Source organism: Neomesorhizobium albiziae (genome assembly GCF_900114255.1).
GTDB classification, from domain to species: Bacteria; Pseudomonadota; Alphaproteobacteria; order Rhizobiales; family Rhizobiaceae; genus Neomesorhizobium; species Neomesorhizobium albiziae.
The window spans coordinates 62,137-75,362 of the sequence record NZ_FOSL01000019.1 but is presented as its reverse complement, the minus strand read 5'-3'; the positions used below and the strand labels follow the sequence as shown (position 1 = coordinate 75,362).

Here is a 13,226-nt window from a genome sequence, read left to right as displayed (position 1 = left end):
TCTTTTCTATCCATTTGGCCGGGCCTTACACGCCCGGCTTAATTTTTTGACGGGGCAGTTGGCGGGTTAATTTACAGAAACAGTATAAACTATTGATTTTACTGAAATTATAGCGGATCGGCTGGAAGCCATCACGCCGCGTGCGGTGCGTGGTCGCCGTCCATAGCGGCTTCGAATGCCTCAATATCGGCAAGCCGCCAGCGGGTCGCCCCCGTGGACACTTTCACAGGCTTCGGGAATGAAGGATCGACGCGCGTCCATCGCCAGACAGTAGTGCGGCAAACGCCAAAGCGTTCACCAACCTGCACGTCTGTGAGATAGCGGGAATTGCTGGTAAGCGGCTTGGCAGTTCTGTTCATGGGTGCATCCTTTTTTGTCGGGTTGATTTGGATGCACCCCAATATTCACAGCGACGAGCCAAATGCTACAAGGGGGCTAACGGAAATTTAAGAAATCTGAGGCGCGAGCCGCTAGACCCCTAGGAAATCCGCCCAATCGGCCATCATGGCGCGGCGTTTTTCCACCATTGTCTCGCGCCGATAGGATGCTTCAACGTCATTGCTGATAGCATGAGCCAGAGCGAATTCCCGCATGTCGCGGGGATAGTCCGACATGTCACCGACCCAATCGGAAAAGGTTGACCTCAGCCCGTGGGGAACGGCTGGACGGCCCGAATGCTTGTCCAGCCAGCCCGTGCGTCCTGCCTCGATTTCGCTTTCGTGCATCCGCTTCATGGTCGCGCTCAAAGTCATGTCGGACAGCATGCCGCCACGGATCGCCGGAAACACATATTTGCTGTCGGCGGTCGCTGCGTCTTTCATCGCGGTTAGGATTGCAATCGCCGCATCGGACAGCGTGACCGTGTGCTGCTTTTTCATCTTCATTCGCGATGCTGGAACTGTCCAAAGTTTGGCTTTCCAATCGATTTCCGAAAATTCCATGCCGCGCACTTCGCCTGATCGCGCTGCGGTCAACGTGACGAATTCCAATGCTCGTGCGCCCGTCCCGTCGCGCTTGCGCAACGCCGCAAACCATGTGGGCGCATCCTTCAACTGGACGGCTGGTTGATTGTCCACGGTCGCAACCTTGCTTGGTTTCGACAGCATGGCGTTGAGATTGCCCTTCCAGGCGGCTGGATTGTCGCCTTCGCGGTGCCCATGCGCCTTTGCCCAATCAAGCACACGTTCGATGCGTTGCCGCAAACGCGTGGCCGTTTCTGTCTTCGTCGTCCAGATCGGTTCGAGAATTTTATACGTGTGATCCCTGGTGACTTCGGAAACGGCAAGGTTGCCGATGACGGGCATCGCATAGTTGTCCAATGTGGAGCGCCACTGTTTGCGGTGTTTTTCGTTCCTGAATTCCACCTCCGTAGCGGCTAAAAATTTGTCAACCGCATCGCGGAACGTGAGATGGCGCTTTGCTGCTGCAATCGCGGCTTTGCGACGGTCGCGTTTCTGTTGTAGCGGATCGATGCCGTTGCGGATTTCGCCCTTGGTCGCCCTCGCCCGCTCGCGAGCTTCGCCCAATGATACGTCATGGCCACCAAGTCCGATTTCCCGCCTCTTGCCATTGACCATGGTCCGCAGTAGCCATGACCTACCGCCGCCCGGTGTGATCTGAAGCATAAGCCCGGCCACACCGCCAACGGCGAAAACAGCGTTGCCCGGTGTGGCCGATCCGGGGTGTTTCAAGTTCTTGACTGCTAGTGCTGAAAGTTCCTTCGCAATCTTCGGCATTTCTCAACCCCATCATCTTACCCGCCAAAAACAATGCCATTGTTTGAGTCGGACTGCAACAGCATGCGACAGCCGATAAGGCTTAATGGATTGAGATTGCTTGATTATTTTTATTGATTGAGACGGGATGCTACAACAATATGGCCGCCACTCCCTCCGCCAGCTATGTTGCTAGCGACTTGATGTTGCTAACCCTCTTTGCTCGCCTCTTTTCTAACCCCACCGTTAAACGGGATAGGTCGTTGTGAAGAGCACAGATAATCAGGGGCAGCACCGCTTCGATCGGGCGGGCGCCTCTCCCGATCCCGAGCAATTTTCGCATGAAACGCTCAGCCTTATCCCTACACTGCCGGGTGCGGATCAAGACGACAAGCGCCCTATTGCACTGCACAAATTGCGTTCCCGGAGCGTCCCATCCAGTCAAAAAAGTATCATCCGCGCGGCCGTAATGTGGTGGCGCGGCGTTATCACTCCCGCTAACCTCCCCATAATGAGCCGTCCAAGATGCGGCCGAAGGGAAAGTGAGCTGCTTCGGCGTTCACGGGAGGAAGCAAAGTGGAGCCCGATCTGGAAGTCGTCCAGATAAGACCAGGCGAGTCGTTCGCGGCATGGTCGCACGGATATCCGTTCCGCACTGTGCGCTGGCACTTTCATCCTGAATACGAGCTTCACCTTGTCGTCGCTACGCGTGGCCGCTATTTCGTTGGCGATTTCATCGGCGAGTTCAGCCCAGGCAATCTGGTCCTGACCGGGCCGAACCTGCCGCACAACTGGGTGAGCGACATACCGAAAGGCACCACTGTGCCGCTGCGCTGCCGGATCGTCCAGTTCACCGAGCAGTTCATTGAAGGCATGCAGGCGGCGCTGCCTGAACTCGCGGCGCTGCAGCCGCTGCTCGAAAAGTCACGCCGTGGCGTCTTGTTCTCGCAAGAGACCAGCCTGCAGGTTGCGCCGCTTATGCGCGAACTGATGGACGCAAAGGGCGTGCGCCGCATCGAATTGTTCCTGCTTATCCTCGGGCAGCTTTGTCGCGGCCAACGTGATGAGGTGCTCGCCAGCGCCAGCTACCTGCCGGACCCGTCCGGATACATGTCGGCCGGCATCAACAGGGCGTTGGCCTTCCTGCGTGGCAACCTCACCCAGCCATTCACCGAAGCGAAACTTGCGGCGATCGCCGGCCAATCGACCAGCGCCTTCTCTCGTGCGTTCCGCAAGCACACCGGCATGTCACTCGTCCAATATGTGAAGCGGCTGCGGATCAATCTCGCTTGCCAGATCCTTATGAGTGATGAACACGCGCCGATCACCGACATCTGCTTCGAGGTCGGGTTCAACAATCTTTCGAACTTCAACAGGCAGTTCCGGGCCGAGAAGGGCATGACGCCATCCCGTTTCCGCCTGCTGAGGATGGACAACAGCAAGGCAGGTCAAGCCGCCTAAGTCCTGCGAAAAAAGGATAGCGACGGAAGAACACGGGCTTCGCGGCCCGTGGCAGGGGATCGTTTTGCCCGCGAGCGGCCTCGCCCGCCGGGCATTGCGGAGAACGGGCAGACCGGCGCCACGAGCGCCGGACTGAGGAAGTGACATTCAACCGGAGGAACACGAGCATGAAGACTTCAAGCAAGACACTGGTCGGTGCGTTTGCACTGGCACTCACGAGCGGCGTCGCATGGGCGCAGGAGGATGCGACAGTCGCATTCCTGATGCCGGATCAGGCGTCGACCCGCTACGAGCAGCACGACTTCCCGGGCTTCAAGGCCGAGATGGAGAAGCTCTGCCCCAAATGTACTGTCGTCTACCAGAACGCCAACGCCGACGTCGCCCTGCAGCAGCAACAGTTCAACTCGGTGATCGCCCAGGGCGCCAAGGTCATCGTGCTCGACCCGGTCGACTCGGCTGCGGCCGCCGGCCTGGTGCAACTGGCGCAGTCGCAGGGAATCAGGGTCATCGCCTACGACCGTCCAATCCCCGACAAGCCGGCCGACTATTACGTCTCCTTCGACAATGAGGGCATCGGCAAGGCGATCGCGGAATCGCTGGTGCAGCACATGAAGGGCGCTGGCGTTCCGGAAGGCTCGGGCGTCCTGCAGATAAACGGCTCACCGACCGACGCGGCCGCGGGCCTGATCCGCGACGGCATCCACAAGGGATTGGAGAATTCCGGCTTCAAGACGCTGGCCGAGTTCGACACGCCCGACTGGGCGCCGCCGAAGGCGCAGGAATGGGCGGCCGGGCAGATCACCCGCTTCGGCGCCGACATCAAGGGCGTGGTTGCCGCGAACGACGGCACCGGCGGCGGTGCGATCGCCGCATTCAAGGCAGCCGGCGTGAATCCCGTGCCGCCGGTAACGGGCAATGACGCGACCATCGCTGCTTTGCAGCTGGTCATCTCCGGCGATCAGTACAACACGATCTCCAAGCCTTCGGAGATTGTCGCCGCTGCCGCCGCGAATGTCGCAGTGAAGTTCCTGAAGGGCGAGACGCCGGAGCCAAAGACGACGCTCTACAACACGCCGTCCGAACTTTTCGTGCCGGCCGTCGTGACCTCCGAGAACATCAAGGCCGAGATATTCGACAAGGGTATCAACAAGGCCGAGGAAATCTGCACAGGCGAGTACGCAGACGGCTGCAAGAAGCTCGGCATCATTCAGTAAGATGCCGCGATAGCCCGGCCAGAAATAGCCGGCCGGGCTATCGCCCAACGCGAGAGGAGGACGGTCCGAATGACCGAAGCGGCCATGAATGCGTCTGAGCCGGGGAAACCAATCCTCAGCCTGCGCAACATTACCAAGAAGTTCGGCGCGGTCTCCGCCCTCACCGACATCGATCTCGACATTCATGCCGGCGAAGTCGTCGCGCTGGTCGGCGACAACGGCGCCGGCAAGTCGACCCTGATCAAGGTCCTCGCAGGCGTGCACCAGCCGACGTCGGGCACCATCGAATTCGACGGCCGCGAGGTGACGCTGAACAACCCCGCCACCGCGCTCGACATGGGCATCGCGACGGTCTTCCAGGATCTCGCTCTCTGCGAGAATCTCGATGTCGTCGCCAACTTGTTCCTTGGCCACGAGCTTTCGCCTTACCGGCTGGACGAGGTCCAGATGGAGGTTCGCGCCTGGACCCTGCTGCGGGAGCTGGCGGCGCGCATCCCTTCGGTGCGCGAGCCGATCGCCTCTCTCTCGGGCGGGCAGCGCCAGACGGTCGCCATCGCGCGCTCTCTCCTGCTCAGTCCGAAGATCATCATGCTGGATGAACCGACCGCCGCTCTCGGCGTCGCCCAGACTGCCGAAGTACTCAACCTGATCGAGCGCGTCCGCGACCGGGGCCTCGGCGTCATCGTCATCAGCCACAATATGGAGGACGTGCGCGCCGTCTCCGACCGCATTGTCGTCCTGCGGCTTGGCCGCAACAACGGCATATTCACCCCTGAAACGTCCAACCACGAGTTGGTCGCCGCCATCACAGGCGCGACGGAAAACGCGGTTTCGCGGCGACAGATTCGCAAATCCGCCCAGGACCACGCACCGGAGCAAAGGCCATGAGCAACAAGGAAGCTGGCGCGCTCGACCGCGGCGACGTACGCGTGCGGCACCAGGAGGGGATGATCGACGCGTTCTGGAGTTTCGTCGACCGGGTACGGTCGGGCGATCTCGGCATGCTGCCGGTCGTTGTCGGGCTCGTGCTGATCTCTATCGTCTTCTCCAGCCTGAACCCGGTGTTTCTGGCGCCGAACAACCTTGTGAACCTTTTGTTCGACTGCGCCACGGTCGGCGTGATCTCGCTCGGCATCGTTTGCGTGCTGATGCTTGGCGAGATCGACCTTTCCGTAGGCTCGATGAGCGGCTTCGCATCGGCACTGGTGGGTGTCCTGTGGGTCAACAGCGGCTGGCCGGTGGTCGGCGCGATCCTCGTGGCGATCGCCGCCGGCATGGCGGTCGGCTTGCTCTATGCATTCCTCTACAATCGCCTCGGAATGCCGAGCTTTATCGCCTCGCTGTCCGGCCTGCTCGCCATCCTCGGCATGCAGCTCTACATCCTCGGCCCGACGGGCTCGATCAACCTGCCCTACGCCTCGCCGCTGGTTTCGTTCGGCCAGATACTGATCATGCCGGCCTGGCTGTCGCACACGCTGGCGCTGTTACCCGGCCTAGTGCTGGTGGTGACGGGACTCGCGACCATGCGCCACCGCCGCGCCGCCGGTCTGACGGCAGCGCCGGTGACCCTGCTCATCGTCAAGGCGGCGGCGCTCACCGCGCTGCTCGAGTTCGGCGTCTACTATCTCAATCTCGGGCGCGGCGTGCCGTGGATGTTCGGCTTCTTCGTCCTGTTGGTCGTCGCGCTTAATTACGCGCTGACGCGTACCAAATGGGGACGCTCGATGTTCGCCGTGGGCGGCAACCGCGAAGCGGCGCGCCGTTCCGGCATCAACGTGCGCCGCATCTACACCTCGGCCTTCGTGCTGTGCTCGACGCTTGCGGCCGTCGGCGGCATCCTGTCGGCATCGCGGCTGGCCACATCCAGCCAGCAGGCCGGCACCGGCGATGTGAACCTCAACGCTATCGCCGCCGCCGTGATTGGCGGGACCAGCCTGTTCGGCGGACGTGGCAGCGCCTATTCCGCCCTGCTCGGCATCATCGTCATCCAGGCCATTTCGAACGGACTGACGCTGCTGAACCTGTCGTCGTCGCTCCGCTACATGATCACCGGTGGGGTGCTGGCGATCGCGGTCATCGTCGATTCCCTCGCCCGCCGCTCCCGCGTCAGCCATGGCCGCGGCTGACCACACGCATCGGAGTTTCCAGAATGTCCAACACCCTTGAAGGCAAGGTCGCCGCGGTAACCGGCGCGGCGTCCGGCATTGGTCTCGAATGCGCCCGGCGCATGCTGGCGGCAGGCGCCAGCGTCGTGCTGATCGACCGCGCCGAGGACCGGCTGAAGACACTGTGCGCGGAACTCGGCACGAAAGCCCACTCGCTGGTCGTCGACCTGATGGACGGCCCGCAGGTCTCAGGCATTCTGCCGCGCATCCTCGAACGCGCCGGCGGCCTCGACATCTTCCACGCCAACGCCGGCGCCTATATTGGCGGTCCGGTGGCGGAAGGCGATCCCGACGTCTGGGACAGGGTGCTGAACCTCAATGTCAACGCCGCCTTCCGCAGCGTTCACGCCGTTCTGCCGCATATGATCGCCCAGAAGTCGGGCGACATCGTCTTCACCAGTTCGATCGCCGGCGTCGTGCCGGTGGTCTGGGAGCCGATCTACACGGCTTCAAAATTCGCCGTGCAGGCCTTTGTTCATTCGACGCGCCGCCAAGTCTCGCAGCACGGGGTGCGGGTGGGCGCGGTGCTGCCGGGACCGGTGGTGACGGCGCTGCTCGACGACTGGCCGCAGGCGAAGATGGACGAGGCGCTGGCGAACGGCAGCCTGATGCAGCCGACGGAGGTCGCTGAATGCGTACTGTTCATGCTGACGCGTCCGCGCAACGTGGTGGTGCGCGATCTCGTCATTTTGCCCAACAGCGTCGACCTTTGAGGCAGTCATGGCAGCGTACTTCATTGGCATCGACGTCGGCACAGGCAGCGCTCGCGCAGGCTTGTTCGACGCGGCCGGCCGCATGGTCGCTTCAGCGAAAGCCGACATCCGGCTGTGGCGCGAGGCCGGCGACATAGCGGAACAGTCGAGCAAAGACATCTGGCGCGCGGTCTGTTCGAGTGTTCGGAGCGCGGTGTCCACAGCCGGCGTCGCGCCGGGTTCTGTGGCGGGCATCGGCTTCGACGCAACCTGCTCGCTGGTGGTTCTGGGCGACGGCGGCCAGCCAGTCACGGTCAGCGCATCCGGAAGTCAGGAGCGCAACATCATCGTCTGGATGGATCACCGCGCGATCGATCAAGCCAGGCGCATCAACGCCAGTTCGCAACCTGTGCTGCGCTACGTCGGCGGCACGATCTCACCGGAGATGGAAACGCCCAAACTGCTCTGGCTGGCGGAGAACATGCCGTCAACCTTCGCGTCGGCGTGGCAATTCTTCGATTTGACCGATTTTCTCACCTGGCGCTGCACCGGAAGCCTGTCGCGCTCCGCCTGCACAGTGACGTGCAAGTGGACCTATCTTGCGCATGAGCGACGGTGGGACGAGTCCTACTTCCGCAGCGTTGGCCTCGGGACGCTCGCCGATGAACATTTTGCCCGCATCGGTACCGACATCGTGCCGGGCGGAACGCCTCTCGGACGCGGCCTGACGGTCGAAGCCGCGACGGAACTTGGGCTGGAGCCGGGTACGCCGGTAGCGGCTGGGCTGATCGATGCGCATGCCGGCGGCATCGGCACCGTCGGCGCACGTGGCGGACCGGGCGATATCCTGACCCGCATGGCCTATGTATTCGGCACTTCGGCCTGCTCGATGACGACGACCCGCGAGCCTGCCTTCGTTCAGGGTGTTTGGGGCCCGTATTACTCTGCCATGGTCCCGGGCCTCTGGCTCAACGAAGGTGGGCAATCGGCGGCCGGCGCGGCGATCGACTATCTGGTGCGCATGCATCCGGCCGCGACGGAGGCGGAGCGTCATGCCGAGGAGCTGGGTGTCAGCTTCGGGGCCTGGCTGGCCGAAAAAGCCGCCGAAGGCGGTGGGGCGGCGGCGATCGAGCGACTGGTGGGCGCCTTGCATGTGGTTCCGGAGTTTCTCGGCAATCGCGCACCATTCGCCGATCCCGACGCCAAGGCGCTTGTCGCCGGAATCGGGATGGACACCGGCATAGACAGCCTCGTCGGCCTCTATCTTGCCGGCCTGTGCGGACTCGGTTATGGCGCCCGGCAGATCATCGAGGCGCAGCGTGCGCAGGGCATTACAACCGACACGATCGTGATCAGCGGCGGCGCCGGCCAGAGCCCTCTTGTCCGGGAGATATTGGCCGATGCGACGGGGTTGGCGGTCGCCGCTTCATCGTCGCCCGAGCCGGTGCTCCTCGGCTCAGCAATACTGGCCGCGGTCGCGGCCAGGCGCCATGCCGACGTCGGCACCGCAATGTCTGCGATGTCGGAACTGGGAGATGTCCGTCAGCCCAATCCTGCCGCGGCTACGTGGCATGCGAAGCGTTTCGTCGCTTTTCAAAAGTTGCAAGCGCTAGGTCGAGAAGTGGGTCGGTAACCTCACAAACGATTGAGGCGCATCGCTGCTCGCCAGCATATGGCCGAATGCGGAAGGTCCTCTATCGGAACGAAGGTACCGACAAGCGGTCGTTTCCGTACGACCTAAAACCGATATGACGGATCGGCGCAGTCTTTTTGGCCGGTCAGATGATTAGGCAGGAACGTACGTCAACCTAATCGCGTCCTCACCGACCAAATCGGTGGCCATAAGGCGCAGCGGCGGCCGGGGGCCGGCGAAGAATGGCTTGCCGCGACCAAGCACGACGGGGTGGAGGTAGAGGCGATACTCATCAATAAGACCAAGATCGGTCAGGCTTCGAGCCAGGTCCGGTCCGGAAACGGCAATCTCCCCAGCGAGCTGAGCCTTCAGCCCGCGTATCACCGTCTCGATGTCATCCTCGACAAGTTTTGCGTTGGGGCCGACTGACTTCAACGAGCGCGATACGACCCACTTCGGCTGGCTCCTCCACACCGCCGCGAACTCGTGTTGTTCCGCACTCCACTCAGGACGGTCTTCGTCCCAATACCGCATCACCTCGTACATGCGGCGACCGTACACACTGCCGGTCAGGTCGCGCACGTGCTCTATCCAGTGACGAAACATCGCGGGGCCTGTCCGTATTTCCAGGTGGTCGACGTAGCCGTCAAGGGACTGGTTCATTCCGAAGACGAGCTTCGCCATGCTGCAAAATCTCCATCCAGGTTGGTTCTTCAGAATAGCTTGAACCGTTGTGACGCGGAACGGACGTTGGGTACAAACTGTGCGCCGCTTTGCGGGTGTGACGAATTTGGCTTCGGTTACACAGCCAGGACTGATCTTCCGTCACATCATCGGAAAGCTAATCGTATAAGCCGGACAACAAACCACTTGCCAAATTGATCGTTCAACTGCGCGCCGCCCGATGACCTCGAAAGACCGCTAGTGACCCGTCCGCTACCACTGCGGTCGACGGCAATGTCCGCCAAATGCCAGTGCGGTCCATAGGCGTCGCTCTCGTTCCCGGCGTCATGCTGAAGGCGGCAGTCTATTCCGGCGCGTTCCCTTCATCAGGCTGGGCTGGTGGGGATGGAACTCGCAGGAACGTGATCCCGTCAAAAATAACGGTCGAAAAATCCGGCGCTGACATCGTTCGCTCGCGGCCGTCTTCACAAACAAAAAGAGGCCAGCCCGCTGCAAAACAGGTGGTCTCAAGGCAAAAAAGGCGCACACAGTCACCTGCCGTAAGTGAGAAGGTACCGTCGTCCACCCGCCGAACGATGCTTCCGTCCGCCGCAAGCCACGTCCATCGTTCCTTCCCCGCGTGACTGAACGGGCCGGCAAGTCCAACAGGTTTCTCGATATCCTTAAGTCGCTCCCGGTATCGCGCCATGGCTGCCGCGTACTTCGCCAATGCAGCTTTCTGGTCGCCATAGCGAGCCAACAACCAATCCGGCGTGAGTGAGGCTTTCGAGCTTTCCGCTCCTGCATGACCGGCGCCAAGGGCCGTTGCAATGACGAACGCGATAGCGTTGCCCAGTGTTCTCATATTCCGTTTCACAGTGCGAACGTTGCAGAGAATCGACCTTAAAAGAGCTTTGTATCGCGAAGTGTTCGCCGTCAATTATTTCCAGCCTCGGATAACCAAGCAGACATCGTCGTCACGCCGCAAATTGGCGGCCCGTCTCAGGAGAGGTCGATCAGCGCCGTGTGTGCGCGCATATGTGTGTGTGAACGCCGTCACAGACGAATTTTTGCTTCGATCTATGCTCACGATGCCCTGTTGTTTCGGGCATCCTCCCATTGGCCCGGCCGATCCAGCCCCTCACGGCCGGGCCTTTTTAGGAGGGTCACGGCCGTGTCGGCTGGAATGAACCCGGCCTAGGTACTGTTCGCGTGAGCTGGCGGCTGCGTCGTGGCTTCGAAATATCCGGTGAATTAGCCTTCTTCAGAATGCCACGCAAACCCGGCGTGCGCGCGCCATACCTTTCTGATGCGACCACCTCCACTTACGGTTGGCGAAGCCGCATGGCCTATCGTTCTACGCTTCATTCAAATTGCCGAGCCAAAAAGTTAAACTTATAAGAATTTCGTTCACCATTCACCACGAAGAATATTTTAAAGTATTTCGTGGGCGCGAACAAAATGAGGCTTATAAAAAGGGCTTCATAATGGTAAAAGCAAACGAAAAGATTGCAAAAAGAATAGCGCACAACCAAGCATTCGACGGCTACGCCGCCTGGCGAATGCTTAAGGATATCAACAGCGAGATTTTCTCGCTGGAAAGAAACAAATCCGCGGTCCCCTTCGAATTGGTCAGGTTGCGCTGGCTGATCGTCAGGGCGCGGGAGCTCAGGAAAGCTTCGGAAGACAACAAGAGGGCTCGCCCGAGCCTGGTGCCGAGACTGCCTATCGAGCCGCAGGCTGCCGACGAATTCGACGCCTTTGAATTCGTCGACCGCTACCGTGCGCTGGGCGGACGCCGGATTGCCTGGGTAATGGGCGAACGTATCACATTGGGGCCGACGGATTCCGACACACCGGAGGCCCGGGAACTCTGGCTGCGTATCTGGTCGCCCTCTGCGCCGACCGTGCGAAACGCGATCTCCGAGGCACTGCTGGTCCGGGGCAGGTTTTAAGTCGCTTCACATCTAGCGGAACCCGCCGGGGGCAAGAAACCCCGCCCCTCCCCCGGCGAGCTCCACATTCTGATCGACGATCAGAACCGGCGAGACGCCGGCAACCTGACACATGCATCTTCGATGCCAACGCAATCCTCCTGAAATGGGACACTTCATGCCCCAGGTTCAACCATAATGGCGTCAGGCGTGCCGGTTCGGCTGCCGTGACCGTACGCTTTCGGATTGGTCACCCACCTTTGGATATGGCCGCTGCAACCCAGAGCCAAGTCGCGCGTTGTCTGGCACCGCTTTACAGTCAAAGCATCACGACGCCCGGAGTTCCCTATGCCCGCTGTCCGCTTCGCCCAACCCGTTTCGATCTTCGTCGGGATCGGTTTCCCGCGCGACGTGGAAACTCTCACCGAAGCCTTTCAGGTGCTTAACGAGTGGACCGGAGCGCGCGGCCCCATGCACACCACCGCGCTGAATGTTTGCCTGGCGGCGCTGGCCGGGCAAGCCGAGACCGAGACAGCGCGTCTTGCATTCGAGGCGTTTGCCCGCGCCCGCGGCATGCTGGCGCCCGATGCGCTAGCCGATGCAGCGATGCTTGCAGCAAGCGATTGGATCGCCGTCTGACGAATTCCGATAACCACGCTCGACAAGCCTTCGGCAAACCGGAGGATGATATGAACGACCGCCATTTTTCCGCCCCCGTCGAGATAGAGCTCGACCCCGACCACCGACGCAGCATCGCAAGTGTGTGGGAAGGAATCGAGTTCCTGTCCGAGATTCAGCCGATCAAGCCCGGCCCTCGCTACCGCGCGGCGCTGCGCGCCTGCCGCGATGCCCTCGACGGCTGGCAATCGACTGTGGAGGCACGCCGGGCCTTTGTTGCCGCCGCACGCGAGGCGCATATTCTGGGCAAGCGCTGATACTTCGGTGATTGCGGCACGTGCTCCTATGGAGCCTTGATATCTTCCGCAGACGCCTCGTCTCGAACCTTTATATCGCCGTGGCTAGCTTTCGGCCCGTGCCCTCTTTTCGGCACGGACCACAAAGGAAGCAGCGATGATGCGTACGACCCATTTCGACCAGATGCTGAAGCAGCAGGAGCGCGCCCAGGCGGTGGCCGCCAGGCGCGCCCGTGCAAAGGCTGCCCAAACCACGACGGCGCCCAAGTCCGGCAAAACCGCGGGACTCGATTTCATCGCCGGTGTTTTTCTCGTCGCGGGCGTTGCGATTGCCGCGGGCGGCATGCTCGCCGCGCTTGCGTTTTGATCACTGTGGCGTCCACCTGGCTGCACAATACTCCAATCACAATCAGTGGTAGTGGCTAGCAGTCTTTATAGGAATTTTATATATTCGCCGCGCGGCGCGTCTCGAACCTTTATGCCGTTTTGACGACATTCCACTCCGTATCGACGAAACGCGGCCGGAGCTTTTGAGCGCCGGCCGTCATTGCAGTGAATATCGCGCGGGGCGCGCGCGGCCAGTTCGCTACGCCCGCGCCGTCAAAGGCAAAATCAATGCTGGATATCATCCTGCTCGCATCCGGTGTCGCCGCGTTTGTGCTGTTCTTCGCCTACGTGTCGGCCTGCGACCACCTCTAGGAACCCGAAAATGTTGATCGACTACATACTGGCAGGTGGCGTGACCGTCCTGCTCACCGCTTATCTCGTCTACGCGCTGATCCGTCCCGAACGTTTCTGACGGCGCCTTTTTCATGATTTCGAAAGCTGAAAAGCC

16 protein-coding genes are annotated in these 13,226 nt (G+C 61.1%); 12 read left to right on the top strand and 4 right to left on the bottom strand.

Features of this window, described 5'->3' with window-relative positions; all coding sequences use genetic code 11:
• Window positions 1-131: 131 nt before the first annotated feature.
• Window positions 132-359, bottom strand: coding sequence for a helix-turn-helix transcriptional regulator (locus tag F3H98_RS23205; RefSeq protein ID WP_149762711.1), 228 nt, complete (start codon window positions 357-359; stop codon window positions 132-134).
• Window positions 360-470: 111 nt separating this feature from the next.
• Window positions 471-1,736, bottom strand: a complete 1,266-nt coding sequence (locus F3H98_RS23200; RefSeq protein ID WP_149762710.1) for a tyrosine-type recombinase/integrase — start codon at window positions 1,734-1,736, stop codon at window positions 471-473.
• Between the two features lie 555 nt (window positions 1,737-2,291).
• On the opposite strand from F3H98_RS23200, the gene F3H98_RS23195 reads away from it, so the two are divergent.
• The 6 genes from F3H98_RS23195 (at window position 2,292) to F3H98_RS23170 (ending at window position 8,880) form a co-directional block, all read left to right on the top strand.
• Window positions 2,292-3,176 (top strand): AraC family transcriptional regulator, encoded by an 885-nt coding sequence (locus tag F3H98_RS23195; protein WP_149762709.1) that lies wholly within the window; start codon window positions 2,292-2,294, stop codon window positions 3,174-3,176.
• Between the two features lie 167 nt (window positions 3,177-3,343).
• Window positions 3,344-4,390, top strand: a complete 1,047-nt coding sequence (locus F3H98_RS23190; RefSeq protein WP_149762708.1) for an ABC transporter substrate-binding protein — start codon at window positions 3,344-3,346, stop codon at window positions 4,388-4,390.
• 69 nt (window positions 4,391-4,459) lie between these two features.
• Window positions 4,460-5,278, top strand: coding sequence for an ATP-binding cassette domain-containing protein (locus F3H98_RS23185; RefSeq protein ID WP_188130526.1), 819 nt, complete (start codon window positions 4,460-4,462; stop codon window positions 5,276-5,278).
• The gene (locus F3H98_RS23180; RefSeq protein ID WP_149762707.1) at window positions 5,275-6,516 is read left to right on the top strand and encodes a sugar ABC transporter permease; all 1,242 of its coding nucleotides are present in this window, start codon (window positions 5,275-5,277) and stop codon (window positions 6,514-6,516) included. Before F3H98_RS23185 ends, F3H98_RS23180 begins: the two co-directional genes overlap by 4 nt.
• 23 nt (window positions 6,517-6,539) lie before the next feature.
• Window positions 6,540-7,268: an SDR family oxidoreductase gene (locus F3H98_RS23175; protein ID WP_149762706.1), complete on the top strand. Its 729-nt coding sequence runs from the start codon at window positions 6,540-6,542 to the stop codon at window positions 7,266-7,268.
• Between the two features lie 7 nt (window positions 7,269-7,275).
• Window positions 7,276-8,880 carry an FGGY-family carbohydrate kinase gene (locus F3H98_RS23170; RefSeq protein WP_149762705.1) on the top strand — a complete coding sequence of 535 codons (1,605 nt, stop codon included), beginning with the start codon at window positions 7,276-7,278 and terminating at the stop codon, window positions 8,878-8,880.
• 153 nt (window positions 8,881-9,033) lie between these two features.
• Here the strand turns inward: F3H98_RS23170 and F3H98_RS23165 are convergent, their stop codons facing one another.
• Entirely contained in the window at window positions 9,034-9,564 is a 531-nt protein-coding gene (locus tag F3H98_RS23165) for a dihydrofolate reductase family protein (RefSeq protein ID WP_149762704.1), read from the bottom strand.
• A gap of 343 nt (window positions 9,565-9,907) precedes the next feature.
• Window positions 9,908-10,408, bottom strand: a complete 501-nt coding sequence (locus tag F3H98_RS23160) for a hypothetical protein (protein ID WP_149762703.1) — start codon at window positions 10,406-10,408, stop codon at window positions 9,908-9,910.
• A 508-nt stretch (window positions 10,409-10,916) separates the two neighbouring features.
• Between F3H98_RS23160 and F3H98_RS23155 the strand changes: the two genes are divergently transcribed.
• The 6 genes from F3H98_RS23155 (at window position 10,917) to kdpF (ending at window position 13,190) form a co-directional block, all read left to right on the top strand.
• Window positions 10,917-11,498 carry a hypothetical protein gene (locus F3H98_RS23155; RefSeq protein WP_149762702.1) on the top strand — a complete coding sequence of 194 codons (582 nt, stop codon included), beginning with the start codon at window positions 10,917-10,919 and terminating at the stop codon, window positions 11,496-11,498.
• Between the two features lie 327 nt (window positions 11,499-11,825).
• Window positions 11,826-12,116 (top strand): DUF982 domain-containing protein, encoded by a 291-nt coding sequence (locus F3H98_RS23150; protein ID WP_149762701.1) that lies wholly within the window; start codon window positions 11,826-11,828, stop codon window positions 12,114-12,116.
• Between the two features lie 50 nt (window positions 12,117-12,166).
• Complete coding sequence (locus F3H98_RS23145; RefSeq protein ID WP_149762700.1) at window positions 12,167-12,412, top strand: DUF982 domain-containing protein; 246 nt, start codon at window positions 12,167-12,169, stop codon at window positions 12,410-12,412.
• A 136-nt stretch (window positions 12,413-12,548) separates the two neighbouring features.
• A complete protein-coding gene (locus F3H98_RS23140) occupies window positions 12,549-12,758 on the top strand; it encodes a hypothetical protein (protein ID WP_149762699.1) in 210 nt (69 codons plus the stop codon).
• 185 nt (window positions 12,759-12,943) lie between these two features.
• Entirely contained in the window at window positions 12,944-13,090 is a 147-nt protein-coding gene (locus F3H98_RS31235; RefSeq protein WP_188130528.1) for a hypothetical protein, read from the top strand.
• Between the two features lie 10 nt (window positions 13,091-13,100).
• Window positions 13,101-13,190, top strand: coding sequence for a K(+)-transporting ATPase subunit F (gene kdpF, locus F3H98_RS23135; protein WP_149762698.1), 90 nt, complete (start codon window positions 13,101-13,103; stop codon window positions 13,188-13,190).
• The last annotated feature ends 36 nt before the right edge of the window (window positions 13,191-13,226 follow it).